The 23,192-nt window shown below is 60.9% G+C and carries 23 protein-coding genes and 1 tRNA gene; 12 read left to right on the forward strand and 12 right to left on the reverse strand.

Features of this window, described 5'->3' with window-relative positions; genetic code table 11:
- Positions 1 to 28 precede the first annotated feature (28 nt).
- The 5 genes from sufC to GOX53_RS11720 are packed head-to-tail and all read left to right on the forward strand — an operon-like array spanning position 29 to position 4,355.
- Positions 29 to 784: a Fe-S cluster assembly ATPase SufC gene (gene sufC / locus GOX53_RS11700; protein WP_171176474.1), complete on the forward strand. Its 756-nt coding sequence runs from the start codon at positions 29 to 31 to the stop codon at positions 782 to 784.
- A complete protein-coding gene (sufD, locus tag GOX53_RS11705) occupies positions 784 to 2,064 on the forward strand; it encodes a Fe-S cluster assembly protein SufD (RefSeq protein ID WP_171176476.1) in 1,281 nt (426 codons plus the stop codon). The genes sufC and sufD overlap by 1 nt, the downstream gene beginning before the upstream one ends.
- On the forward strand, positions 2,064 to 2,549 hold the full coding sequence (locus GOX53_RS11710) for a YIP1 family protein (RefSeq protein ID WP_171176478.1): 486 nt from the start codon (positions 2,064 to 2,066) through the stop codon (positions 2,547 to 2,549). Before sufD ends, GOX53_RS11710 begins: the two co-directional genes overlap by 1 nt.
- Complete coding sequence (locus tag GOX53_RS11715; protein WP_171176480.1) at positions 2,546 to 3,142, forward strand: Yip1 family protein; 597 nt, start codon at positions 2,546 to 2,548, stop codon at positions 3,140 to 3,142. Before GOX53_RS11710 ends, GOX53_RS11715 begins: the two co-directional genes overlap by 4 nt.
- A complete protein-coding gene (locus GOX53_RS11720) occupies positions 3,135 to 4,355 on the forward strand; it encodes a cysteine desulfurase (protein ID WP_171176482.1) in 1,221 nt (406 codons plus the stop codon). Before GOX53_RS11715 ends, GOX53_RS11720 begins: the two co-directional genes overlap by 8 nt.
- A gap of 119 nt (positions 4,356 to 4,474) precedes the next feature.
- Here GOX53_RS11720 and GOX53_RS11725 read toward each other — a convergent pair.
- Positions 4,475 to 4,551: transfer RNA gene (locus GOX53_RS11725), tRNA-Arg, on the reverse strand.
- A gap of 134 nt (positions 4,552 to 4,685) precedes the next feature.
- Positions 4,686 to 5,255, reverse strand: a complete 570-nt coding sequence (locus tag GOX53_RS11730) for a DUF882 domain-containing protein (protein WP_171176484.1) — start codon at positions 5,253 to 5,255, stop codon at positions 4,686 to 4,688.
- 360 nt (positions 5,256 to 5,615) lie between these two features.
- On the opposite strand from GOX53_RS11730, the gene GOX53_RS11735 reads away from it, so the two are divergent.
- The 4 genes from GOX53_RS11735 to GOX53_RS11750 are packed head-to-tail and all read left to right on the forward strand — an operon-like array spanning position 5,616 to position 9,858.
- Complete coding sequence (locus GOX53_RS11735) at positions 5,616 to 7,223, forward strand: murein L,D-transpeptidase (protein WP_171176486.1); 1,608 nt, start codon at positions 5,616 to 5,618, stop codon at positions 7,221 to 7,223.
- Positions 7,224 to 7,258: 35 nt separating this feature from the next.
- Entirely contained in the window at positions 7,259 to 8,350 is a 1,092-nt protein-coding gene (gene lpxD / locus GOX53_RS11740) for a UDP-3-O-(3-hydroxymyristoyl)glucosamine N-acyltransferase (RefSeq protein WP_171176488.1), read from the forward strand.
- A 32-nt stretch (positions 8,351 to 8,382) separates the two neighbouring features.
- The gene (locus GOX53_RS11745) at positions 8,383 to 8,640 is read left to right on the forward strand and encodes an acyl carrier protein (RefSeq protein WP_171176490.1); all 258 of its coding nucleotides are present in this window, start codon (positions 8,383 to 8,385) and stop codon (positions 8,638 to 8,640) included.
- 9 nt (positions 8,641 to 8,649) lie between these two features.
- Positions 8,650 to 9,858 (forward strand): beta-ketoacyl synthase, encoded by a 1,209-nt coding sequence (locus tag GOX53_RS11750; protein WP_171176492.1) that lies wholly within the window; start codon positions 8,650 to 8,652, stop codon positions 9,856 to 9,858.
- 68 nt (positions 9,859 to 9,926) lie between these two features.
- Here GOX53_RS11750 and GOX53_RS11755 read toward each other — a convergent pair whose 3' ends face one another.
- Positions 9,927 to 10,565, reverse strand: a complete 639-nt coding sequence (locus tag GOX53_RS11755; RefSeq protein ID WP_171176494.1) for an invasion associated locus B family protein — start codon at positions 10,563 to 10,565, stop codon at positions 9,927 to 9,929.
- A 507-nt stretch (positions 10,566 to 11,072) separates the two neighbouring features.
- Between GOX53_RS11755 and GOX53_RS11760 the strand changes: the two genes are divergently transcribed.
- Entirely contained in the window at positions 11,073 to 12,620 is a 1,548-nt protein-coding gene (locus tag GOX53_RS11760; RefSeq protein ID WP_171176496.1) for a helicase HerA-like domain-containing protein, read from the forward strand.
- A gap of 61 nt (positions 12,621 to 12,681) precedes the next feature.
- On the opposite strand, the gene GOX53_RS11765 is transcribed toward GOX53_RS11760, so the two are convergent.
- The 7 genes from GOX53_RS11765 to GOX53_RS11795 all read right to left on the reverse strand — a co-directional run bounded on the left by GOX53_RS11765 (position 12,682) and on the right by GOX53_RS11795 (position 18,796).
- The gene (locus GOX53_RS11765; RefSeq protein WP_171176498.1) at positions 12,682 to 12,930 is read right to left on the reverse strand and encodes a hypothetical protein; all 249 of its coding nucleotides are present in this window, start codon (positions 12,928 to 12,930) and stop codon (positions 12,682 to 12,684) included.
- Between the two features lie 192 nt (positions 12,931 to 13,122).
- Complete coding sequence (locus GOX53_RS11770; protein WP_171176500.1) at positions 13,123 to 14,427, reverse strand: branched-chain amino acid ABC transporter permease; 1,305 nt, start codon at positions 14,425 to 14,427, stop codon at positions 13,123 to 13,125.
- The gene (locus GOX53_RS11775; RefSeq protein ID WP_171176502.1) at positions 14,424 to 15,434 is read right to left on the reverse strand and encodes a branched-chain amino acid ABC transporter permease; all 1,011 of its coding nucleotides are present in this window, start codon (positions 15,432 to 15,434) and stop codon (positions 14,424 to 14,426) included. Before GOX53_RS11775 ends, GOX53_RS11770 begins: the two co-directional genes overlap by 4 nt.
- Positions 15,434 to 15,823 (reverse strand): hypothetical protein, encoded by a 390-nt coding sequence (locus tag GOX53_RS11780; RefSeq protein ID WP_171176504.1) that lies wholly within the window; start codon positions 15,821 to 15,823, stop codon positions 15,434 to 15,436. The genes GOX53_RS11775 and GOX53_RS11780 overlap by 1 nt, the downstream gene beginning before the upstream one ends.
- 6 nt (positions 15,824 to 15,829) lie before the next feature.
- Positions 15,830 to 16,672, reverse strand: a complete 843-nt coding sequence (locus GOX53_RS11785; protein WP_171176506.1) for an ABC transporter ATP-binding protein — start codon at positions 16,670 to 16,672, stop codon at positions 15,830 to 15,832.
- The gene (locus GOX53_RS11790; protein WP_171176508.1) at positions 16,669 to 17,457 is read right to left on the reverse strand and encodes an ABC transporter ATP-binding protein; all 789 of its coding nucleotides are present in this window, start codon (positions 17,455 to 17,457) and stop codon (positions 16,669 to 16,671) included. The genes GOX53_RS11785 and GOX53_RS11790 overlap by 4 nt, the downstream gene beginning before the upstream one ends.
- Positions 17,458 to 17,599: 142 nt before the next feature.
- The gene (locus GOX53_RS11795; RefSeq protein ID WP_171176510.1) at positions 17,600 to 18,796 is read right to left on the reverse strand and encodes an ABC transporter substrate-binding protein; all 1,197 of its coding nucleotides are present in this window, start codon (positions 18,794 to 18,796) and stop codon (positions 17,600 to 17,602) included.
- Between the two features lie 167 nt (positions 18,797 to 18,963).
- On the opposite strand from GOX53_RS11795, the gene GOX53_RS11800 reads away from it, so the two are divergent.
- Positions 18,964 to 20,058 (forward strand): PQQ-dependent sugar dehydrogenase, encoded by a 1,095-nt coding sequence (locus tag GOX53_RS11800; protein ID WP_171176512.1) that lies wholly within the window; start codon positions 18,964 to 18,966, stop codon positions 20,056 to 20,058.
- Between the two features lie 9 nt (positions 20,059 to 20,067).
- On the opposite strand, the gene GOX53_RS11805 is transcribed toward GOX53_RS11800, so the two are convergent.
- The gene (locus tag GOX53_RS11805; RefSeq protein ID WP_171176514.1) at positions 20,068 to 20,637 is read right to left on the reverse strand and encodes a GNAT family N-acetyltransferase; all 570 of its coding nucleotides are present in this window, start codon (positions 20,635 to 20,637) and stop codon (positions 20,068 to 20,070) included.
- Entirely contained in the window at positions 20,565 to 21,569 is a 1,005-nt protein-coding gene (locus GOX53_RS11810; RefSeq protein WP_171176516.1) for a GlxA family transcriptional regulator, read from the reverse strand. The genes GOX53_RS11805 and GOX53_RS11810 overlap by 73 nt, the downstream gene beginning before the upstream one ends.
- Positions 21,570 to 21,737: 168 nt before the next feature.
- On the opposite strand from GOX53_RS11810, the gene GOX53_RS11815 reads away from it, so the two are divergent.
- On the forward strand, positions 21,738 to 23,108 hold the full coding sequence (locus tag GOX53_RS11815) for a class II 3-deoxy-7-phosphoheptulonate synthase (protein ID WP_171176518.1): 1,371 nt from the start codon (positions 21,738 to 21,740) through the stop codon (positions 23,106 to 23,108).
- Positions 23,109 to 23,192 lie beyond the last annotated feature (84 nt).

A 23,192-nucleotide genomic window follows, 5' to 3' on the forward strand; every position in this document is an offset into this window, starting at 1 on the left:
CCCCGAACGATACGCGAAGGATGAAAACATGCTGGAAATCAAGAACCTGCACGTCAAGCTTGAGGAAGAAGAAAAGGAAATCCTCAAAGGCGTCGATCTGACCGTCGAGGCGGGCAAGGTGCATGCGATCATGGGGCCGAACGGGTCGGGCAAGTCGACGCTGTCCTATGTGCTCTCGGGCCGCGATGGTTACGAGGTGAGCGAAGGCTCGGCGTCGCTGTCCGGTGAAGATCTGCTGGAACTCGAACCCGAGGAGCGTGCCTCCGCTGGTCTGTTCCTGGCATTCCAGTACCCGGTCGAGATCCCGGGTGTCGGCAACATGACCTTTCTGCGCACCGCCGTGAACGCGCAGCGCAAGGCGCGCGGCGAGGATGAACTCAGCGCCGCTGACTTCCTGAAACTCGTCCGTGCCAAGGCGAAGGAGCTGAAGATCGACGCCGATATGCTGAAACGCCCCGTGAACGTCGGCTTCTCGGGTGGTGAGAAAAAGCGCAATGAAATCCTGCAGATGGCGATACTCGAGCCGCGGATGTGCATTCTGGATGAGACCGACTCGGGCCTTGATGTGGATGCAATGAAGTTGGTGGCCGGAGGTGTGAACGCGCTGCGCGACGAAGGCCGCGGTTTCCTCGTCATCACCCATTACCAGCGCTTGCTGGATCACATCAAACCGGACGTGGTGCACATCATGGCCGATGGCCGCATCGTCAAGACCGGTGGCGCCGATCTGGCGCTTGAGGTCGAAAACAACGGTTACGCCGATATTCTGGCCGAGGTGAACTGATGGCGCTGCCCGAACTGAAACAGACCGCAACCGAGGCGCGGCTCTCCGTTATGGAGATGCCCACCGCAGGCTGCACAAAATCCGCGCGCGAGGCTGCCTTGGCCCGGGTGCGCGAGATGGGCCTGCCGTCACGCCGCGACGAGTATTGGAAGTACACCCGCCCAGACACGCTGGTTGAGCCGCAGGCGATCCGAGCCGCTGTATTCGAGCATGACGAAAAGCCGATGTTCGACGGGCAGGACCGTCTGCGCATCGTCTTTGTCGACGGGGTGTTTGATGCCGAGGCCTCTGACGATCTGAGCCTCGAAGGTGTCAAGATCGACCGGCTTGAAGATATCTGTTGCAAGGACATTCACTGGGCCAAGGATCTCTATGGCGAGCTTGAGGCGCGGGGACACACGCCTGTGCACCGTCCGCTCGCGGCACTGAACACCGCCTTTGCCGCCGATGGCGTGGCCATTCAGGTGACCGGCAAACCATCGAAGCCGATCAATCTGGTCTACATCCACAACTCCGAGAATTCCGATGCCATCCTGCACCATGTCGTGCGCGTGGAAGAAGGGGCCGAGGTTACCCTTCTGGAAAACGGCCCCGCTGCGTCGCGCTTTAACAAGTGCATGGAGATCGACATCGCCGATGGCGGCACGCTGCACCATGTGCGGGCGCAAGGGCGCGACCATGAACGCCGCGCCGCGACCCACATGTTCACGCGGCTGGGGGAGCGGTCGGTCTACAAATCATTTACGCTCACGGTGAACGGCGTGCTGACCCGCAATGAGCAGGTGATCGAGCTGACCGGCGACGACGCCGTGGCTCATGTGGCCGGCGCATGTGTCGGTGATGGCGACTTCCACCATGACGACACCGTCTTTGTCACTCATGACGCGGTGAATTGCGAAAGCCGTCAGGTGTTCAAGAATGTGCTGCGCAACGGGGCAACCGGCGTGTTCCAGGGCAAGATCCTGGTCAAGGAGGGCGCCCAGAAGACCGACGGCTATCAGATCAGCCAGTCGCTGCTTCTGGACGAAGACAGCCAATTCCTCGCCAAGCCCGAGCTCGAAATCTATGCCGACGATGTGGCCTGTTCGCACGGCTCCACTTCAGGCGCGATCGACGAGACCGCGCTGTTTTACCTGCGCTCGCGCGGGGTGTCTGAGAAGGACGCCACCAACATGCTGACCCTGGCCTTTCTGGCCGAGGCCGTGGACGAGATCGAGGACGAGGCTCTGGCCGAGGACATCGTCGAGCGGCTCGAAGGCTGGCTAACGCGGCGCAGCTGATGCCGGTCACCACCGATATCGCGGCCACTTACCGCGGCCCCGGGCGTGTCGTTCGCCGACTGCTGGACATGGGCCAGCGCGAGGATCGGGCTTTGGCCATCCTGATGGCCGCCTGCGCGCTGGTCTTCGTGGCTCAGATGCCGCGTCTGGCGCGCGAAGCGCATCTGACCGGGCAGGAGCTGAACATGCTGCTGGGCGGTGCTCTGCTGGGTTGGCTGATCATTGCGCCGCTCCTCCTTTATGGCATCGCAGCACTCAGCCATCTGCTGGCCCGACTGGTCGGTGGCAGGGGAGATTGGTACGGGGCCCGGCTGGCGCTGTTCTGGTCGCTCCTGGCCTCAAGCCCGGCGCTGCTACTACACGGGCTGGTGGCTGGCTTCGTCGGCCCCGGACCGGCCCTACAGGGGGTTGGCATTCTGTGGCTGGTGGTGTTTGGGTGGTTCTGGCTTTCCGGCCTGAGGCAAGCAGAAAGGCCCACCGCATGAACTCAACCGCCTACTGGCGCGATCTGGTCGTCACCACGGTCACCGATCCGGCCGAAGCCGCACGCCAGTTGATGGCGCTGGGGCTGGGCCGCGACGTGCTGTGGCTGGCGCTGGCGCTGGCAGTGGTGCTGAACACCACCATCCAGGCGGCGTCGAATGTTCTATTTACCACCATCGATCCGGCCTTTCAGGGTATCGCGCTGTCGCTGGTGACCTATGCGGCCATTGTCGGCGGCGGGCTGATCCTGACCATCTTCACCATTTTCCACATCGGCCGGTTGATGGGAGGGCAGGGCGCATTCGAGGATGTCATGGTGCTGATGGTCTGGATGCAGTTCCTGCGGGTTCTGGTGCAGGCGGCCGGTGTGATCCTGTTGCTGACGGTGCCGTTTCTGTCGGTCCTGCTGGCCCTGGTTGCGTTTCTGATTGGTGTTTATATCTTTGTCCACTTCATCGATCAGGCGCACCGGTTGGGCTCACCCGGGCGGGCGGCAGGGGTCCTGATCGCCTCGATCGTCGCGATTGCCATCGTGTCATTCATCCTTTTGTCCCTCGTCGGAGGGCCGATACCGGGAACCTTGCCAAATGTATGATGTTCAGAAAATCCGCGGCGACTTTCCCATTCTGTCGCGCGAAGTGAACGGCAAGCCGTTGACCTATCTCGACAATGGCGCCTCGGCTCAGAAACCGCAGGCAGTGATCGACGCCGTGACCCGGGCCTATGCCGAGGAATACGCCAATGTTCATCGGGGCCTGCATTTCCTGTCGAATCTGGCCACCGAGAAATACGAGGCAGTGCGCGGCACCATCGCCCGGTTCCTGAACGCAGGTAGCGAGGATGAGATCGTCCTGAACTCGGGCACCACCGAGGGCATCAATCTGGTCGCCTATGGTTGGGCCATGCCGCGGCTGGAGGCCGGGGACGAAATCGTGCTGAGCGTGATGGAGCATCACGCCAACGTCGTGCCCTGGCATTTCCTGCGCGAGCGGCAGGGTGTGGTGCTGAAATGGGTGGACACCGATCCCGACGGCGGGTTGGAGCCGCAGGCGGTGCTCGACGCCATCGGGCCCAAAACCAAGCTGGTCGCCATCACCCAATGCTCAAACGTCTTGGGCACCGTGGTAGACGTCAAGGCGATCACCCGTGGCGCACACGATCTGGGCGTGCCGGTGCTGGTCGATGGCAGCCAGGGCGCGGTACACATGCCGGTGGACGTGCGCGATATCGGCTGCGATTTCTACGCGATTACCGGACACAAGCTCTACGGTCCTTCCGCATCCGGTGCGATTTATATTCGGTCTGAGCGCATGGCCGAGATGCGCCCCTTCATCGGGGGCGGCGACATGATCAAGGAGGTCTCGAAGGATCAGGTGATCTACAACGATCCGCCGATGAAATTCGAGGCCGGAACCCCTGGCATCGTGCAGACCATCGGGCTGGGCGTGGCGCTGGAGTACATGATGGAGTTGGGGATGGAGAACGTGGCCGCGCACGAGGCCGGTCTGCGCGACTACGCCATGCAGCGGTTCTCAGGGCTCAACTGGCTGCAGGTGCAGGGTACGCGACCGGACAAGGCGGCGATCTTCAGTTTCACGCTCGATGGCGCGGCCCATGCCCATGACATCTCGACCATCCTCGACAAAAAGGGCGTGGCGGTGCGCGCGGGTCATCACTGTGCCGGGCCGCTGATGGATCACCTCGGAATGACCGCCACTTGCCGTGCCAGCTTTGGCCTCTATAACACGCAGGACGAAGTAGACACCCTGGTCGATGCGCTGGAACTGGCGCACGAGCTCTTTGCCTGACGCGTAACGGGGCCGCCTTTTAAGGGCGGCTTTTTTTGGTCGTTGCGCGGAACAGGAAGCCACTGCCGATGCTGGCCAGCCGCAGTTCAGTTCAAAAATACAAAGTGTTCTGAGGGGGATGGCGCACCTGAGAGGATTCGAACCTCTGGCCTCTGCCTTCGGAGGGCAGCGCTCTATCCAGCTGAGCTACAGGTGCCTGGGCCGTTAGCTATCCTTCTTCGGTTCGGGGTGCAACTGCAAATTGGTTGCTTTCGGCGCCACGGCAGGTCGAAAAAGAAAACCCCCGTGCAGGTTTACGCGGGGGTGGTCACAAACGTCAGAAAGGCCGGTTTAACGGCCCCAAGTGCGGATGACGCCGCAATCCATATGCACGAAATTCGACCGCGAATAGCGGCCTACGCCCCCGGCGCGGCAGGATTGCGCCGCCCGTGCCACCTGGCTGACCGAACGCGATGCAAGGCGCAGATCGGCGGCCTGGCCTTTCATGTGAAGAGAGTTCTTCGCCACCCCGCGCGAGCGCGAGCGCAGCATTGCGTTGGTTCCGGGGCTGCGATAGCCGGACAACAGCATGTAGGGTTCATTGACATCCAGAAGATTGTGTGCCGCTGCCATGATGTCGATGGTACGCAGATCGATGGATTTGACCTGATCCGTGCGCCAATCACGCATGAAGTGATTGACCTCCTTGACCGCGTCCTTGATATATTTCCCGTCCACCCAATATATCATATCCAAACGCTCACCGGTGCGACCGGAATACATGCGGATGCGGCGGATGTCCCCGCCCCCCCGCAAGAAGCCTGCTGCGTTCGAATATGTGGGTGTTGCCACGATTGCCGTTGCTGCAAACGCACCTAACAGGGCACGCCGGGTCAAGCCCGTTGAGCTGATTTTTGTCATTTACTGCGTCGTCCCGTACTACGATCCTGCCTGCGCACGATGTTACGTGCACTGTGTTAACAGTTCATTCCATCCCCAGATGCGAAATGTATGCCATAGGCGGATTCGCAGGCCAAGACTTGTTTGGTTCAGAGATATCCAAGGGGAATTTTCGGCGGGTTTTTGCCCATACCAGAAGGGCTGCCACAGGCCTGCCACAATTCACTAACGCCGAGCGGTCCCGATCCGATGCAAACGCGCATCACGCCGGGATTCTTGCTGTCAAGTGATGCATTTGTGAATAGACATTTTCCCCGTAAATTTTGGAAACTTGGTGGACTAAAATCAGATCGTTCCATTTGTATGACCAAGGTTACCCTCATGTTCACTCTTGTTCGGCAACGTACCGCTTATGCTCTGGCAGCTTTTCTGGCAGCGTCAGGTGCGTTCTTACCAGTGCCCGCGACGGCTCAGATCACGGCATTCAAACAGGCCGTTGCCGAGGCCGCTGCGTCCAATGACGGCGTGGCCACCTATTACCGCGAAGCCAACTATGAGCCGATCTGGACAGGTGAGGGGGATGTGTATCGCGCCCGCCGCGCGGCGCTGATCGACGCGTTGTCGCGTGCGGACCTGCACGGGCTGCCATCCGGCATCTATCGCGTTGACGAATTGATGCGCCAGATGGAGGAGGCGCGGACGGTTCGGGATCTGGGCATGGTCGAAGCGGCGCTGAGCAATGTGTTCATCAGCTATGCCAATGATCTGCAATCGGGCTTGCTGACACCGGCGCGCATCGACAGCGGGTTGGTGCGTCAGGTCGAACGTCGCCCGGCTGAGGATTATCTCTCCGAATTCGCGGGGGCCAATCCGGGCGGCTATCTGGCGGCGCTGGTGCCGAACTCGACACAGTACAAGGCGCTATTGAAGCAAAAGGTGACCCTTGAGCGGCTGTTGAATGCGGGCGGCTGGGGTGAGGCCGTGCCTGTCACCAAGCTTGAGCCTGGCGATACCGGGCCCGCGGTCCTTGCGCTGCGCAACAGGCTGGTCGCCATGGAGTATATGAAACCCACTGCAAGTGGTCGATTTGACGACGCGCTGCGTGCCGGCGTGTTGGCGTTTCAAACGGATCATGGACTGGAAGCCGATGGTGTTGCCGGCAAAGGCACAATAACCGAACTCAACAAATCCGTCGCTGACCGGCTGAAATCGGTTGTCGTGGCGATGGAGCGGGAACGCTGGCTGCCGCAGGAACGCGGTGGGCGGCACATTCTGGTGAACCAGACCGATTTCTCGGCCAAGATCGTGGACCAGGGCCGCATCAGCTTTGAAACCCGCGCCGTCATTGGCAAAAACGTGCATGACCGCCGCAGCCCCGAGTTCTCGGACCAGATGGAGCATATGGTGATCAACCCGAGCTGGTATGTGCCGCGCTCGATCATCACCAAGGAATACCTGCCGAAACTTGCCGCGAATCCAAATGCGGTCAGCCATCTTGAAATCACCGACCGGCGTGGACGGCGGGTGAACCGCGGGGCCGTGGATTTCAGCCAATTCAGCGCGCGCAGCTTCCCGTTTGCGATGCGTCAGCCTCCGGGTAAGCGGAACGCATTGGGGCTGGTCAAGTTCATGTTTCCCAACAAGTACAACATCTACCTGCATGACACGCCGCAAAAGAGCCTGTTCTCGCGTGAGGTGCGGGCGTTCTCGCATGGCTGTATCCGTCTGGCGGATCCGTTCGATTTTGCCTATGCGCTGCTGGCCCGGCAGGAAGAAAACCCCAAGGCCTTCTTCCACCGCATGTTGAACACCGGCAAGGAAACCAAGGTGGTTCTGGACCAGCCGGTGCCGGTGCATCTGATCTACCGCACCGCCTTCATCGGCCCGCGGGGTGCAGTGCAGTACCGCCGCGACGTTTATGGCCGTGACAAGAAGATCTGGGAGGCGCTGAACAAGGCGGGGGTGGCCCTGCCTGCGGTTCAGGGGTAAGCACGGGCCAGATCCTCTGACAGGGAGCCCCGAGAATGCAGTTTACCGTCCAACAGATCGCCGAGGCCCTTGGGGCTGAGGCTGAGGGCAATACCGATCTGACAATCCTGCGCGCGGCCGAGCCGGGCGATGCGGGGCGGACCGATCTGGCGCTGGCCATGTCTCCCAAATATGCCGAGGCACTTGGGGCGGGGCAGGCGCGCGCAGCGATATTGTGGCCCGGGGCGGATTGGCAGGCGTCGGGGCTTGAGGCGGTGATATTCGCCCCGCGCCCCCGCATGGCCATGGCCGGTGTGACGGTGATGCTGGATCGTGGGCAAGGGGTACAGCCCGGTATTCACCCGTCGGCGGTCATTGATCCCACGGCGGAGATTGGTAGCGATGTTTCCATTGGACCGTTGGCGGTTGTTGGCGCGCGGGCTCGAGTCGGAGCCGGCTCGATCATCGGTCCGAATTGCGTCATCGGCATGGATGCGACGCTGGGCGAAGGCGCGCTGCTGCGCGAGATGGTCAGCATCGGCGCCCGCACCGTGATCGGCGATCGCTTCATCGCACAGCCCGGCGCCCGCATCGGCAGCGACGGGTTCAGTTTCGTCACGCCTGAGGTCTCGGGCGTCGAAAACGTGCGCAAGACCATGGGTGATCAGGGCGATGCCAGGGCCCAGAACTGGCTGCGCATCCATTCGCTGGGTGCGGTCGAGATCGGCGACGATGTCGAGGTTGGCGCCAACAGCACCGTGGACAACGGGACCATCCGCAACACACGGATTGGCCACGGCTCGAAACTGGATAACCTCGTGCATGTGGGCCACAACACGCGGGTCGGCAATGACTGCCTGCTGTGCGGTCAGACCGGCGTGTCCGGCTCGGTCGAGATCGGCAACAACGTGGTACTGGGTGGGCAGACCGGCGTGGCCGATAACATCTTCATCGGCGACGGGGTGATTGCGGCCGGCGGCACCAAGATTCTGTCCAACGTGCCCAAGGGCCGGGTGGTCATGGGCTATCCGGCGATCAAGATGGAGACCCATACCGAGATCTACAAGGCACAGCGCCGCCTGCCACGTCTGGCCCGTGACGTAGAGACGCTGAAAAAGGCGGTTTCCAAACAGTCACCGAGCGATTAAATCAGCCCCAAGGCGATAATCAGAGGATTGACATGAGCATCAGCGACCGCGTGATCGCGATCATTGCAGAGCAGGCCGTGCTGGAACCATCGGACGTGACACCCGAAAGCACGCTTGAGGATCTGGGTATTGACAGTCTCGGCCTTGTTGAAAGCATCTTTGCCATCGAGGAAGAGTTCGACATCTCGATCCCCTTCAACGCCAACGAACCCACGGCCAGCGATTTCGACATCTCGAACGTGGCGGCCATCATTGCGGGCATCGAAAAGCTCGTTTCGGAAAAGGCCTGACGCGCGACCATGAAACGGGTCGTAATCACCGGTGCGGGCACCATCAACTCTCTGGGGCATTCAGTACCCGACACGCTTGAGGCCATGCGCGAAGGGCGCTGTGGGATCGGCGAACTGGATTTTCGCGATGTCGAGCGGCTGTCGATCAAGATCGGTGGCCAAGTGCGCGGGTTCGAGGCCGAGGGGCGCTTCAACCGTCAGCAGATGACGCTCTATGACCGGTTCACCCAGTTCACGCTGACCGCCACCAAGGAGGCCATCGAACAGTCGGGGATCGAGTTCCACGGCGATCTTGCGGCGCGGTCGGGTGTGGTGCTAGGCACTGCCGGGGGTGGGGTCAGCACCTGGGACGACAATTACCGCTCGGTCTACGAGGACGGCAAGAACCGGGTGCACCCGTTTGTGGTACCCAAGCTGATGAACAACGCGGCCGCCAGCCACGTGTCGATGGAATACAACCTCAAGGGCCCGAGTTTCACCGTCTCAACCGCCTGCGCCTCGTCCAACCATGCGATGGCATTGGCCTTTCAGATGGTGCGCAGCGGTGCGGCCCCTGCGATGCTGACAGGGGGGTCGGAATCGATGCTGTGCTTTGGCGGGGTCAAGGCCTGGGAAGGGCTGCGGGTCATGTCCAAGGATGCCTGCCGCCCGTTCAGCGCCAACCGCAACGGCATGGTGCAGGGCGAGGGTGCGGGGATCTTTGTGTTCGAAGATTACGACCACGCTCGTGCCCGTGGTGCCGAAATCCTGTGCGAGGTTGTGGGCTTTGCCATGTCCTCAGACGCCGCTGACATCGTCATGCCCAGTAAACAAGGCGCGGCGCGTGCGATGTCCGGGGCGCTCGCGGATGCCCGCATTGACGCCAGCGAAGTGCGCTACATCAACGCCCACGGTACCGGCACGGCGGCCAACGACAAGACCGAATGTGCCGCTGTGGCCGATGTGTTTGGGCCGCATGCGGACGATCTGATGATCTCGTCCACCAAATCCATGCACGGTCACCTGATCGGCGGCACCGGCGCGGTCGAGCTACTGGCCTGCATCATGGCCCTGCGCGACGGCATCATCGCCCCGACCATCGGTTATGAAGAGCCCGACCCGGAATGCGCGCTGGACGTGGTCCCGAACGAGGCGCGGGAGGCAACGGTCAACGTGGCGCTCTCGAACGCCTTTGCGTTTGGCGGGCTGAACGCGGTTTTGGCCCTGCGCCGGGTTTGAGAATTTCCTTCAAAAGAAAAGGCCGCCAGCGCAGATGCACGGCGGCCTTTTTCATTTGATCGGCTGGCTCAGTTGCTGACCACGTCCACCACGTTGTACCCGGCGGTAAAGCCCTTGAGCGACATTTTCAGCGTGATCACCTGATCTGGTGCAGGCGCTGGCACCAACGAGATTGTGGCCTCGGTACCCTTTTTCATCGCATCGATGTCTTCCTGGGTCAGACCGATCTGCGCGATGCAACCGACCGGCGCGCAATAGGAGTAGTTGTAGCGTTTGCCCGGGCCGCCATCGACCGAGATCGTGAGTTGTGCGGGCAGCAGTGTTTCAAGCGGCACAATCACGGTTGCGCCCGCCACGGCAACCTGGCGCCCCTCCAGCCGGAACATCGAGAACTCGGCCATCGGGTTGCCCTCAGGGCCGTTCAGAATCTGCAGAAGGGAGCAAGGGTCCTCGTCGGACTGCGTCTTGACGCAGGCCAGGTCCCAATCGCCGTGCTTTTCCTTGGAATAACGCTGACCCACGGGCGTCTCGCCATCCTGAACGGGCTGGCCGAGGTCCAGAACTTCACTGGCGCCGGCGGATTGTCCGTCGGTTGATTGTTCAGTCGCATCGGTGCTGTCGGTCGGTGCCGCGGCCTCTTGTGCGAAAGACGCATGGGACCATGCGGTCAGGGCCAGGACACACACTGGGAGGGGGTTCTTGAACATGATTGCCTCTTTGGGATCGGGACTGCTCTTTGGCACCGTCTACCACGGCTGCACAAAGGTGTCAGGCGCTATCGTTCGGTGGATCGTCAATTTGATCGGATATCCGCCGCTAGGCACCGCCAAACGCGGCCACAGTCAAGGATTTGGCGACCGGAGTTGCAGCCAAAGTTTCAACGAAAAAGGGAGCCGAATGACGGCTCCCCTTCAGAAATGTATCTCCCCGTCGGACTGGCCGACTTAGTTATGCGGCAGACGTTACGAAAGGGGGGGCCATGGGTCAACCGTTAAGCCAATTTTTTTTGTCAACCAGAGGTAAAGTCACGGAAAATACGTTTCGGAGTAGCGCGTGGCCGGAAAAAAGCCGTGCCCGAAGGCACGGCCAGTCTAACAGGGAGGAAGTCTGTCCCCCTCACAGCACCTGAGCAAGGAAGGACAAAAACACTATCGCAGCCAAAGGTTAACTTTGTATGGTCTGGGTGGATCGCTTAAACTTGAGGCATAACTTCAATGGATGAAAAGATTTTCCTGGGCGGCGGTGGGCCGGATTATGGCGTGCAACAGGGGCTGGCCCTGAAATACGCAAACCGGCACGGTCTGATCGCGGGGGCCACGGGCACGGGCAAGACAGTGACTTTGCAGATCCTGGCCGAAGGATTTTCCAAGGCGGGCGTGCCGGTTTTCATGGCCGACGTAAAGGGCGACCTGTCCGGATTGGCCAAGGCCGGGTCGCCCGAGCACAAACTTCACAATGCGTTTACCGAGCGAGCGCAGAAAATCGGGTTTGACGATTTCTCCTACGGTGCGTGCCCGGTGACCTTCTGGGATCTGTTCGGAGATCAGGGCCATCCCGTGCGCACCACGGTCACCGAAATGGGCCCGTTGCTGCTGTCGCGCCTGCTGGAACTGTCCGAGGCGCAGGAGGGTATTCTGAACATCGCTTTCCGTCTGGCCGATGAAGAGGGGATGGGGCTGCTGGACCTCAAGGACCTGCAGGCGCTGCTGGTCTGGATTGGCGAGAACCGCGCCGATCTGGCGCTGCGCTACGGCAATATCTCTCCCGCGTCGGTCGGCGCAATCCAGCGGCGGCTGCTGGTTCTTGAAAACCAGGGCGGCACCCGCTTGTTCGGCGAGCCCGCGCTGGAGCTGTCGGATCTGATGCGCACCGAGGCCGACGGGCGCGGTGTCGTGAACATTCTTGCGTCGGACAAGTTGATGGCGGCGCCCCGGCTCTATGCGACTTTCCTCCTGTGGCTGCTCAGCGAGCTGTTCGAGGAACTGACTGAAGTGGGCGATCCGGATAAACCCAAACTCGTGTTCTTTTTTGATGAGGCCCATCTGCTGTTCGAAGATGCCCCCAAGGTGTTGGTGGACAAGGTCGAGCAGGTGGCCCGTCTGATCCGGTCAAAGGGGGTTGGGGTCTACTTCATCACCCAGAACCCCGCGGACGTGCCCGAGGATATCCTCGGCCAGCTTGGCAACCGGGTACAGCACGCGCTGCGCGCATTTACCGCCCGGGACCGCAAGAACCTGCGTATGGCGGCGGAAACCTACCGTGAGAACCCGGCCTTCGATACCGAAGAGGCGATCCGCGAGGTCGGGGTGGGCGAGGCCGTCACCTCGATGCTGCAGAAAAAGGGTGTGCCGGGCATCGTGGAGCGCACGTTGATCCGCCCACCGGGTTCACAACTCGGGCCGATCACAGCGCAAGAGCGCAAAGCTGTGATCGCGGCATCCTCCATGGCCGGAAAATACGACACCGTGGTCGATCGGCGTTCGGCCTACGAGGTTCTGGCCCAACGGGCCGAGCAGGCTGCACAGGCGGCAGAAAAGGCAGAAGCCGATGAGGTGGTTGAGGCGCAGTCACCGGCAGATCGGGAATACGCCTCGGCCAGGCGGTTCACGGGAAGCAGGGTAGGGCGCTCAACAGCGCGGCGCAGCCACAAACGGGACACTTTTGCCACCGCAATGACCGCTGCCGTAATCAAAGAATTGAAGGGCACCACTGGACGCCGGATTGTGCGCGGTATATTGGGTGGTCTGTTTCGTAACCGTTAAAGACAGGCGCACCGGCTGGATGATGTTCCGGCCGGTGCACATACGCTGACTTAATGTGGGATCAGGTGGCCCGGCGGCGGCCTTCAGCTTTGCAAACCTTGTCCGCGGCGCGGCTGGTCATGCTTTCAGGATGCGCGATGGCTTCGTCCCAAAGGGTCGTATCGGAGGTGTAAAGCTGGCAGGTGACCGTGCCCTGAGGGGTTTCGACATTCACCGGCGTTGTTGCCAGATTTTCGCGCGTCGGGATGGCGCAGCCTGAAAGCGTGGCCGCAGAGATTACGATGAGAGTGGATTTGGAAAGAAAGGTCATGAGTGGCCTATTTTGTTACAGGGTTACCAGAGACGATCGTTACAAGTGCGGTAGAACCATATCGACAGGTGTGCTGGACGCTGTGCCTTATAACTTCAAAACCGCAAAAGTCGTTTAAATTTTCTGCGATCAGCAATCAAGAAGCCGCGCCGGATTTGTGGGCGCGGCTTCAGCATTAGTTCCGATCCAGGTTCAGTGTTCCGGAATCAAACCTCGTGGGCTGAAGCGGAGAACCAGCAGCAGCACCAGCCCCATGGTCAGCAGACGCATATGGGCGGCGCTGTCGATCAGGTGCTCTTTGAGGGCGCTGCCATCGGCCATGCCGGATGTGATGACTTGCATCAGCCACAGCCCGATCGGCTCGACCTGTACCCAGAGGAACCAGATCAGCATCGCGCCCAGAACGGCGCCGAAATTGTTGCCCGAGCCGCCCACGATCACCATCACCCAGATCAGGAAGGTGAAGCGCAGCGGCTGGTAAGTGCCCGGAGTCAGCTGTCCGTCCAGCGTCGTCATCATCGCCCCGGCAATACCGCAGATGGCCGAACCCAGAACGAAGATCTGCAGGTGGCGGCGGGTGACATCCTTGCCCATCGCCTCAGCAGCCACCTCGTTGTCACGGATCGCACGCATCATGCGGCCCCAGGGGCTTTTGAGCGCCATCTGCGCCATCCAGAGCAGCACCAACAGCACGATGAGGAACAGCACCGAATAGCCCAGCTTGACATAGAGGGTCGAGGCGGTGACCGGGTCGAGGCCCAGACCGCTTGCCCGTTCGACAAAGCTTGGATCGTTCTGCAGGTCGATCTCGTATGGTACCGGACGGGGCAGGCCGATCACGTTCTTGACCCCGCGCGCCAGCCAGTCCTCGTTCTTGAGCACGGCGATGATGATCTCGGCAATCCCCAGCGTGGCGATGGCCAGATAGTCCGAGCGCAGCCCCAATGCCGTCTTGCCGATCAGCCACGCAGCGCCCGCGGCCAGCAGACCGCCTGCGGGCCAGGCCAGCAGCACCGGCAGGCTCAGCCCGCCGATATTGCCTGCGGCGGCGGGGTTGATCGCCTCGACGGCGGCCACGTTCGGATCGAACACGCCACGATACAGGAAGAACCCGCCGATCATGATCGCAATCAACACCAGCATCCGGGTGCGCCCCTTGGGCATTTTCTTGGTCACGAACACGGCGGCCACCACGGTCGCGGCCCCCATCAGCAGTGCCAGCACGATGCCGATCCCTCCCGCACCCCATGCGCCTGCGGTCGGAGCGGCCGCGACCAGCACCACCGCCAGCCCGCCAAGCGCGACAAAGCCCATGACGCCCACGTTGAACAGCCCGGCAAACCCCCATTGCAGGTTCACGCCAATGGCCATGATCGCCGAGATCAGCCCCATGTTCAGGATCAGGATGGCCGAGTTCCAGCTTTGCATGAACCCGGTCAACAGGATCAGACCACCGACGAGTAGAAAGAGAAGAGTATTTTTCACCGGCTCGCTCATACCGCTTTCCCCTTAAAGAGCCCGGTGGGCTTGTACAGAAGCACGATTAGCAGGATCACGAAGCTGACGGCAAATTTGTAGTCGGTGCTGAGCAGTTGCACGAGGCCCGACGGCGCCAGCGCGTCCGGCAGCACATAGGTCAGCACCTTCTTCCAGGCATAGGTGATCGTCACCTCGGAGAACGCAATGATGAACCCGCCCGCGATGGCGCCCAGCGGATTGCCCAGACCGCCCACGATGGCCGAGGCAAAGATCGGCAGTAGCAACTGGAAATAGACGAAGGGCTTGAAGCTCTTGTCGAGCCCGTAAAGTACCCCGGCGGTGGTCGCCAGCGCTGCCACGATCAGCCACGTATACATCACCACCCGTTCCGGGTTGATGCCCGAAAGCAGTGCCAGATCCTCGTTGTCCGAGTAAGCCCGCATGGATTTTCCGGTGCGGGTCTTATTAAGAAACCAGAACAGCAGTGCAACGGCAATCACCGCAACAACCACGGTCAGGCCTTGCGTTGTCTTGATCGCCAACCCTTCTCGCAGGCCGGTCATCTCTTTGAAATCGCGCGCCGAAATCAGAAAGCGTTCGCCGTCAGCGAACCTCTGGTCGTTCGGACCGATGATGAACCGCACGAGGCCGTTCATGATGAACATCACGCCCATCGACACGATCACTAGAATAACTGGCTTGGCCTTCTGTTCTCGGTAGAAATGATAGACCAGCCGGTCTGTGATCAGCACAAGCGCCATGCAGCCGAGGATGGCAACCGGCAGGGCCAGCAAGGCGGTGGGAAGCGGGCCAAGCCCGACACCCATGCTTTGCAGCCACCAGGTGACCAGAACGGCGATCATCGCGCCAAAGGCCATGGTATCGCCATGGGCGAAATTCGAAAACCGCAGGATGCCATAGATCAGCGTTACTCCCAGCGCGCCGAGGGCCAACTGGCTGCCATAGGCAATGGCGGGAACCAGAACGAAGTTGGAAAGCGCCACAATGGCGTTGAGGAAGTCCATCAATTTTCCCTCTCACAATTACCAAATGTGGCCGTTGATATTGGTGCTCCGTCGGACGCCTGAGAGTGCTCACTAATTATTAATGACCCATCCTCGTAGATTGTAACCAATCCCGTAAGCCCAGTAACTGCACCGTTGATCAGCCAATCACGCCGCTTAGCCTGATCTTGAGTCAGTTCTTCTAAATCGACGAGAAAGCTCCTCGCTTCTATTCGACCTTGTCCTGGCAACCGGTCGAAAATCCGCAATTTGGCTGTCAAAATCACACATTCTTCGTCCTTGGTACATGCCATGGAAGTCGTACAATCAAATTTTTCGGCATTTCCAGCGTTAGCAGCGACCGACAAGAGACCCATAAATAGGAGGCGTGGGTTGAACGGATTCAACATCTTTCATCACCCTCCCAAGAACGACTTACGCACTTCCGGATCGGCCAACAGCTCCTTGCCGGTGCCGGTATAGGCATTCCGCCCCTGAACCAGCACATATCCCTTGTCCGCAATCTCGAGCGCCTGCCGCGCGTTTTGCTCGACCATCAGGATCGGCAGGCCGGTGCGGGATACTTCGATGATGCGGTCGAACAGTTCGTCCATGACAATGGGCGACACGCCTGCGGTGGGCTCATCCAGCATCAGCACCTTGGGCTTGGTCATCAGCGCCCGGCCAACGGCGACCTGCTGGCGTTGGCCGCCCGACAGCTCTCCGGCCGCCTGATCGCGCTTGTCTTTCAGGATCGGGAACAGTTCGAATACCTGCTCCATCGTATCCGAAAAGTCGTCGGTGCGGATGAAAGCGCCCATCTCGAGGTTCTCTTCCACCGTCATCGAGGTGAAGATGTTCGAGGTTTGGGGCACGAACCCCATGCCCTTGACGACCCGATCCTGCGGGCTGAGCTTGGTGATGTCCTCTCCGTCCAGACGCACTGAGCCGGACCGGACGTCGAGCATCCCGAACACCGCCTTCATCGCGGTGGACTTTCCGGCACCGTTCGGGCCGACGATGACCGCGATCTCGCCCTTGTCCACGGCGATGGTGCAATCATGCAGGATGTCGGGGCCCTTGCCGTAGCCGCCGGTCATGGTGTCACCGATCAGGAACGGCCCGCCGCCGACATAGTGGGTTTCGCCGCTTTCGCGATGGGCCGGGGTCATGGTGCCAATTCCTGCGGTGTTGGTAATCGTGGCATCCTTGTTGCCGTGGTCATCGTGATAGGGGTTGTCGCCTGAGCCGGGGGTCATTCCTGCGCCTCCAGCTGATCCTTGTTTTTCAGACCGGTGCCCAGATAGGCCTCGATCACGTGCTCGTTGGCCTTGATCTCGTCCAGCGTGCCCTCGGCCAGCACCTTGCCCTCGGCCATACAGATCACCGGATCGCACAGGCGGCCGATGAAATCCATGTCATGCTCGATAACGACAAAGGTATAGCCGCGTTCCTTGTTCAGCCGGATGATCGCATCGCCGATGGTGTTCAGAAGCGTCCGGTTCACGCCGGCGCCGACCTCATCCAGAAACACGATCTGGGCGTCCACCATCATGGTGCGGCCCAGTTCAAGCAGCTTCTTCTGCCCGCCCGAGACCTGACCCGCCTTGTGATCAGCCAGATGTTCGATGGTCAGGAACTCGAGTACCTCGTCCGCCTTCGCCTTGAGCGCGCGTTCCTCATCAGCGATCCGCTTGCGCCCGAACCAGGTGTTCCACAGCGATTCCCCCGATTGTAAACCCGGCACCATCATCAGGTTTTCGCGGCAGCTCATCGACGAGAACTCATGCGCGATCTGAAAGGTGCGCAGCAAACCCTTGTGGAACAGCTCATGCGGCGGCAGGCCAGTGATGTCTTCGTCCGCCATGGTGACACGGCCCGATGTCGGTGGCAGAACACCCGCAATCACGTTGAAAAGAGTGGTCTTTCCGGCTCCGTTCGGGCCGATCAGCCCGGTGATGGAGCCTTTGGTGATCTCCAGCGACGCGCCGTCCACCGCGTGAAACCCGCCGAAATGCTTATGCACGTCCTCAACGACGATCATGTGTTCCCCCAGCCGCTTCGCTTTGGCGCGGCCCTGTTGTTTGTTGCCTCATCCCCCGAAAAGAGAGGTGCGGCCTTTTGTCATTGAAACAGCCCGGACACAAGGGCCCGGGCTGCTCAAAGGTCAGATCATTGTTGCAAGATCAGCGGAATTTGACGGTGGTGATCTTACCGTCCTTGATCTCGTACTGACGGTAGTTGCCGGCGCTTTCGCCGGGGCCGATCAGTTCAACCGCGGTGGCGCCGACATAGTCCACATCGCCGCCATCCTTGAGGATCTGCAGCGCCTTGGCCAGCTCACCGGGGTAGATCTTTTCACCCGGCTCGTTAGCCACGTCCATGACCTTAGCGGCGTAGTCCGCAGGCGCTTTCGAGTTCGCCGCCTGCATGGCCAGCATGATCAGAGCGGCAGCATCGTAGGATTCGCCTACGAACGACGAGGTGCCGTCGAACCCGTTGGCCTCACCCATCGCCTGGATGGTGGCGGCACCCGGGCTGTCCGTGCCGGGAAGTTGTCCGGTCGATCCGTCGATTTCCGAGCCGAAATCATCTTCCAGCTTGGCTCCATACATACCGTCCGGGAAGTGGAAGGTGTCGAACGCGCCGGAGTCGAGCGCCGCGCGCATGATGCCCGAGCCACCCTGATCGACGTAACCCGCGATCACCAATTTTTCGCCACCCGCCGCGGCCAGAGCGCCGACCTCGGCCGAATAGTCGGCCTTGCCGTCTTCATGTGCGGCGGCAATGGTCACCGTGCCGCCTGCCGCTTCGAACGCCTGCTGGAAGCTGTCCGCCAGACCCTTGCCATAGTCGTTGTTGGTGTAGGTCAGTGCGACTTCCTTGACGCCCTGTTCCATCAGCACGTCGGTCATCACCTGACCCTGACGTGCATCCGACGGCGCAGTGCGGAAGAACAGGCCGTTGTCTTCGGCGGTCGAAAGCGCGGGCGAGGTGGCAGAGGGTGAGATCATTACCATGCCGTTCGGCAGCGCCACGTTCGACAGGATTGCACCGGTCACACCCGAGCAGTCGCCGCCGACGATGCCGTCAACACCGTCCGAGGTGATCAGACGCTCGGCGGCTGCGGTGGCCGCGCCGGAATCGATGCAGGTCGAGTCGGCCCGCACGGCCGAGACCGTGGCGCTGTCGAGCAGCAGGCCGCTGTCGGTAACTTCCTTCATCGCCAACTCTGCCGCGTCCGCCATCGGCGGGGTCAGCGATTCAATCGGGCCGGTGAAGCCATAGATGATGCCCAGTTTCACTTCCTTGGCGTGGCCGTCAGCAAAGGCGGCACCAGTCAAAAGCGCAGTGGCCGCAGTGGCCGTGAGCAGTTTTTTCATGAGGTTACTCCCTTATTGGAACGTATTCGTTCTGCCCGAACCCTAGGCAAGCCTTCGCAAAAATAAAAGCCCTAACGAAAAAGTGCCTTTGCGTGATCCCGCGGGCTTGGTTTGATTGGGACAGCCGGACATTCAAGTCCCGGTGTCCATGTGCGGAGCGGTTGGCCATGCGTCTCTTTCCAATGATTCTGATATGGTTTTGCGCGGCGTCTCAGGTCGCGGCGCAAGCAATTGAAACCAGTGAAGGAAAGGCGCGCCTCACGCAGGTTGTGGGCGGGTTGGATACTCCGTGGGCCATCGGTCTGCTTCCAGGGGGCGGGTTTCTGGTCACCGAGCGGGATGGTCGCCTGCTCCATGTCAGCGGCGGCACCGTGCACAAGGTCGCGGGTGTTCCGAAAGTGCACGTTTCGGGGCAGGGCGGGTTGCTTGACGTGACAATCCCGCGCGATTTTGCCCGGACACGCGAGGTTTTTCTGACATTTTCCAAAAAGCAGTCAGGTGGCGCGGGTACGGCTTTGGCGATTGGTCGACTGAGTGCCGACGGCAAACGCCTGACCAACCTGCGCACCGTGTTCGAGGCCGCACCGGGTGGCAGCGGCGGGCGTCACTTCGGCAGCCGCGTGGTCGAGGCGCGTGACGGCACGCTGTTTGTCACGATCGGTGACAGGGGCGATCGCCCCTCTGTGCAGGATCGGTCAAATCACAATGGGACGATCATCAGAATCAACCGCGACGGTTCGGTGCCTGCCGACAATCCCTTTGCCGGGCAGGCAGGGGTTCGGCCCGAGATTTGGTCCTACGGCCACCGCAACCCGCAGGGCGCGGCGCTGGATTTGCAAGGGCGGCTCTGGACCGCCGAACACGGCGCCAAGGGCGGGGACGAGGTGAATCGCATCCGCAAGGGCGCGAATTTCGGCTGGCCGGTGATTTCCTACGGTGTGCATTATTCTGGCAAGAAGATCGGCGAAGGCACTACGAAAACGGGGATGGAGCAGCCGGAATTCTACTGGGACCCGTCCATCGCGCCTTCGGGGCTGATGGTCTATTCCGGCAAGCTCTGGCCCGCGTGGAGGGGGGACATTTTTGTGGGCTCGCTGAAATTCGACTACATCTCGCGGCTGGAGGGCAACCGGGTGCGTGAGGTTGAGCAGATCAAAGGCCCGGAGACCGAGCGCGTGCGCGACATCGTCGAGGCGCCAGACGGCTCAATCTGGTTCATCTCCGTGGGGCAGGGGGCGGTTTACAGGATGACGCCTGAGTAATAAGTGCGATCAGTTGGGGCGATCCAGCCGGAAATAGGCGGTATCGCACCATTCCGTCTCGCCATAGAGAAAGTTCTTCTCAATCAGCCCGGTCTGCCGGAAGCCCAGCTTTTCCAGCAGCTTGACCGAAGCCGCGTTGCGGGGATCACATTCGGCCGTCAGGTGCTCAAGGTCTTCGTGCCGCTCAAAGATGCGTGGCAGAACTGCCGAAAGCGCCTCATATGCAAAGCCCTTGCCCCAGTGATCCGGATGCAGAATGTATCCGATCTCGGGTCTGGCCCACATTCCGGCCTTGCCGATGCATGTGCCGTCGAACTCAACGATGTACTCGAACCGGTTCTTTGCATCTTCCGTCATGAAGCCTTCAAGAAATCGCCGGGTCGGTTCGAGGTCTTCATGGGCCGGATGACTCCAGTAGCGCATCGCGCCTGTGTCTGAAAAAATACTGTGCAGCGGCAGCAGGTCGTCTGGCCGCGCGGGGCGCAACAGCAGACGATCGGTTCGGATCACACCGACAGCCGCGTGGCTTGTGCGCCGCGCTCGCGATAAGGCGTCGTGTTGTAATGCGCCCGGTAGCATTTCGAGAAATGCGAGGGACTGGCGAAACCGCAGGCCAGCGCGACGTTGATCACGCTCATATCCGTCTGCATCAGCAGGTTGCGCGCCTTCTGCAGCCGCAGCTCCATATAGTAGCGCTTGGGCGAGCGGTTCAGATAGCGGCGGAACAGCCGTTCGAGCTGTCTAGTGGACATGCCCACATCCTTGGCCAGAATCGAGGGGCTGATCGGCTCCTCGATGTTCTTTTCCATCATCTGGATGACCTGGCTCAGCTTGGGATGCCGCACACCGATACGGGTGGGTGTCGACAGGCGCTGGGTGTCCTGGTCCGTGCGGATCGAGGAATAGATCATCTGGTCCGCCACCGCATTGGCCAGCTCTTCCCCGAACTCGTCGGCAATCAGTTTCAGCATCAGGTCGATGGACGAGGTGCCCCCGGCCGTGGTCATCCGGTTGCCGTCGATCAGGAAGACCGACTTGGTCAACTCGACCTTCTCGAATTCCTCGACGAAACTATCGGCATTCTCCCAGTGAATCGTCGCACGCTTGCCATCCAGCAGGCCCGCCTTGGCCAGTGTGTGGGCACCGGTACACAGCCCGCCGATGCGGATGCCCTTGCGTGCCTCGCGGCGCAGCCAGTTCAGCATCTTTTTGGTTGAGGCCATCTGCACATCGACGCCGCCGCAGACCAGCATGATATCGTCGCGCGAAAGCTCGCCCAGATCACTGTCCAGCTTGAAAGTGGTGCCGGCGGAACAGCTCACCAGCTCACCGCCTTCACCGGCAAGAACCCAGCTGTACAAGTCCTTGTTTGCCATACGGTTGGCAATCCGAAGACTGTCCAGCGCCGAGGCAAAGGACAGCATGGAAAACTTGTCCAGCAAAACAAATACGAACCGGCGGGATTTGGCCGGAGCGTTTTCCACGTCGACAACTTGGCGTTGCTCTTGCATGGCGGATTGTCCTTAGTTCGGCGTCTTCCGGATCGGTGACGGGCGCGGATATGGCAGTCACCTTGTTCAGAGCTTGTTTGCGGCGTCAAGAGGTGCAAATCGGATATGGCGCCCGACCACGGCATTTTGTATAGAGGCCACCTGATTACCTCAGCGGAGATATGAGCTATGACCGAGTGGCAAAAATCGAACTGGCGCGCCAAGCCGCGGGTTCAGATGCCCGATTATACCGATCCGGCCGCACTGGCCAAGGTCGAGGCGCAGCTTTCCAAGTATCCGCCGCTGGTGTTTGCGGGCGAGGCGCGGCGTCTGAAGCAGCATCTGGGTGCTGCCGGACGGGGCGAGGCCTTCCTGCTGCAAGGCGGCGATTGTGCCGAGAGTTTCGAACAGTTCAGCGCGGATGCGATCCGCGACACGTTCAAGGTGATGTTGCAGATGGCGATGGTGCTGACCTATGGCGCCAAGGTGCCGGTGGTGAAAGTGGGCCGCATGGCGGGCCAGTTCGCCAAACCGCGCAGTGCGCCGACCGAGACCGTGGATGGGGTGGAACTGCCCAGCTACCGCGGCGACATCATCAACGAGCTGGCGTTCACGTCCGAGGCCCGCGTGCCGAATCCGGCCAAGATGCTGCAGGCCTACACACAGGCGGCAGCCACGCTGAACCTGCTGCGCGCTTTTTCGACCGGTGGTTTCGCCGACATGAGCATGGTGCATTCCTGGACGCTGGGCTTTACCGACGATCAGGATGTGCAGAAGTATTCCGAGATCGCCGACCGCATTCAGGACACGATCGACTTCATGGGTGCCGCTGGCATCACCGCCGACACCACCCATGAATTCTCGACCGTCGAGTTCTACACCAGTCACGAAGGGCTATTGCTGGAATATGAAGAGGCGCTGACCCGTCTCGATTCGACCTCCGGCAATTGGCTGGCGGGCTCGGGGCACATGATCTGGATCGGCGACCGCACCCGGCAGCCGGACGGTGCGCATGTGGAGTTTGCGCGCGGTGTGCTGAACCCCATCGGCATGAAATGTGGCCCGACGACGACGCCCGAGGACCTCAAGGTGCTGATGGCCAAACTGAACCCTGAAAACGAAGAGGGTCGCCTGACCCTGATCGCGCGCTTCGGCGCCGGCAAGGCGGGTGAGCATCTGCCGCGTTTGATCAAGGCGGTCAAGGAAGAGGGCGCCAAGGTTACCTGGGTCTGCGATCCGATGCATGGCAACACCATCAAGTCGGCGACGGGCTACAAGACCCGGCCCTTCGATTCGGTGCTGCGTGAGGTGCACGACTTCTTCGGCGTGCATCAGGCCGAGGGCACCATCCCCGGCGGCGTGCATTTCGAGATGACCGGTCTGGACGTCACTGAATGCACCGGCGGCGTGCGGGCGGTGACCGAAGAGGACCTCTCGGACCGGTACCACACCGCCTGCGACCCGCGCCTGAACGCCAGCCAGTCGCTGGAACTCGCCTTCCTGGTGGCCGAAGAACTGACCAATCTGCGTCGCGGTCGCTCGAAACGCGCCGCAAGCTGACGAGTCTCTCGTAGAAACAGAAAACGGCGGGCCTTGCGCCTGCCGTTTTTCATTGAGTAGCACGTCTCCCTGTGACCGTGCCCT

Origin of the sequence: Ruegeria sp. HKCCD8929, assembly GCF_013031405.1 — a bacterium.
GTDB lineage: Bacteria > Pseudomonadota > Alphaproteobacteria > Rhodobacterales > Rhodobacteraceae > Ruegeria.

Bases quoted from the DNA above. Each gene is read 5' to 3' on its own strand.
- GOX53_RS11755 (WP_171176494.1), bottom strand. From the start codon at position 10,565: ATGTTCAAGAACCCCCTCCCAGTGTGTGTCCTGGCCCTGACCGCATGG.
- GOX53_RS11750 (WP_171176492.1), top strand. From the start codon at position 8,650: ATGAAACGGGTCGTAATCACCGGTGCGGGCACCATCAACTCTCTGGGG.
- sufC (WP_171176474.1), top strand. From the start codon at position 29: ATGCTGGAAATCAAGAACCTGCACGTCAAGCTTGAGGAAGAAGAAAAG.
- GOX53_RS11760 (WP_171176496.1), top strand. From the start codon at position 11,073: ATGGATGAAAAGATTTTCCTGGGCGGCGGTGGGCCGGATTATGGCGTG.
- GOX53_RS11765 (WP_171176498.1), bottom strand. From the start codon at position 12,930: ATGACCTTTCTTTCCAAATCCACTCTCATCGTAATCTCTGCGGCCACG.
- GOX53_RS11800 (WP_171176512.1), top strand. From the start codon at position 18,964: ATGCGTCTCTTTCCAATGATTCTGATATGGTTTTGCGCGGCGTCTCAG.
- GOX53_RS11790 (WP_171176508.1), bottom strand. From the start codon at position 17,457: ATGATCGTCGTTGAGGACGTGCATAAGCATTTCGGCGGGTTTCACGCG.
- GOX53_RS11770 (WP_171176500.1), bottom strand. From the start codon at position 14,427: ATGAGCGAGCCGGTGAAAAATACTCTTCTCTTTCTACTCGTCGGTGGT.
- GOX53_RS11715 (WP_171176480.1), top strand. From the start codon at position 2,546: ATGAACTCAACCGCCTACTGGCGCGATCTGGTCGTCACCACGGTCACC.
- lpxD (WP_171176488.1), top strand. From the start codon at position 7,259: ATGCAGTTTACCGTCCAACAGATCGCCGAGGCCCTTGGGGCTGAGGCT.
- GOX53_RS11780 (WP_171176504.1), bottom strand. From the start codon at position 15,823: ATGTTGAATCCGTTCAACCCACGCCTCCTATTTATGGGTCTCTTGTCG.
- GOX53_RS11730 (WP_171176484.1), bottom strand. From the start codon at position 5,255: ATGACAAAAATCAGCTCAACGGGCTTGACCCGGCGTGCCCTGTTAGGT.
- sufD (WP_171176476.1), top strand. From the start codon at position 784: ATGGCGCTGCCCGAACTGAAACAGACCGCAACCGAGGCGCGGCTCTCC.
- GOX53_RS11785 (WP_171176506.1), bottom strand. From the start codon at position 16,672: ATGACCCCCGGCTCAGGCGACAACCCCTATCACGATGACCACGGCAAC.
- GOX53_RS11775 (WP_171176502.1), bottom strand. From the start codon at position 15,434: ATGGACTTCCTCAACGCCATTGTGGCGCTTTCCAACTTCGTTCTGGTT.
- GOX53_RS11745 (WP_171176490.1), top strand. From the start codon at position 8,383: ATGAGCATCAGCGACCGCGTGATCGCGATCATTGCAGAGCAGGCCGTG.
- GOX53_RS11710 (WP_171176478.1), top strand. From the start codon at position 2,064: ATGCCGGTCACCACCGATATCGCGGCCACTTACCGCGGCCCCGGGCGT.
- GOX53_RS11795 (WP_171176510.1), bottom strand. From the start codon at position 18,796: ATGAAAAAACTGCTCACGGCCACTGCGGCCACTGCGCTTTTGACTGGT.
- GOX53_RS11810 (WP_171176516.1), bottom strand. From the start codon at position 21,569: ATGCAAGAGCAACGCCAAGTTGTCGACGTGGAAAACGCTCCGGCCAAA.
- GOX53_RS11815 (WP_171176518.1), top strand. From the start codon at position 21,738: ATGACCGAGTGGCAAAAATCGAACTGGCGCGCCAAGCCGCGGGTTCAG.
- GOX53_RS11735 (WP_171176486.1), top strand. From the start codon at position 5,616: ATGTTCACTCTTGTTCGGCAACGTACCGCTTATGCTCTGGCAGCTTTT.
- GOX53_RS11720 (WP_171176482.1), top strand. From the start codon at position 3,135: ATGTATGATGTTCAGAAAATCCGCGGCGACTTTCCCATTCTGTCGCGC.
- GOX53_RS11805 (WP_171176514.1), bottom strand. From the start codon at position 20,637: ATGCTACCGGGCGCATTACAACACGACGCCTTATCGCGAGCGCGGCGC.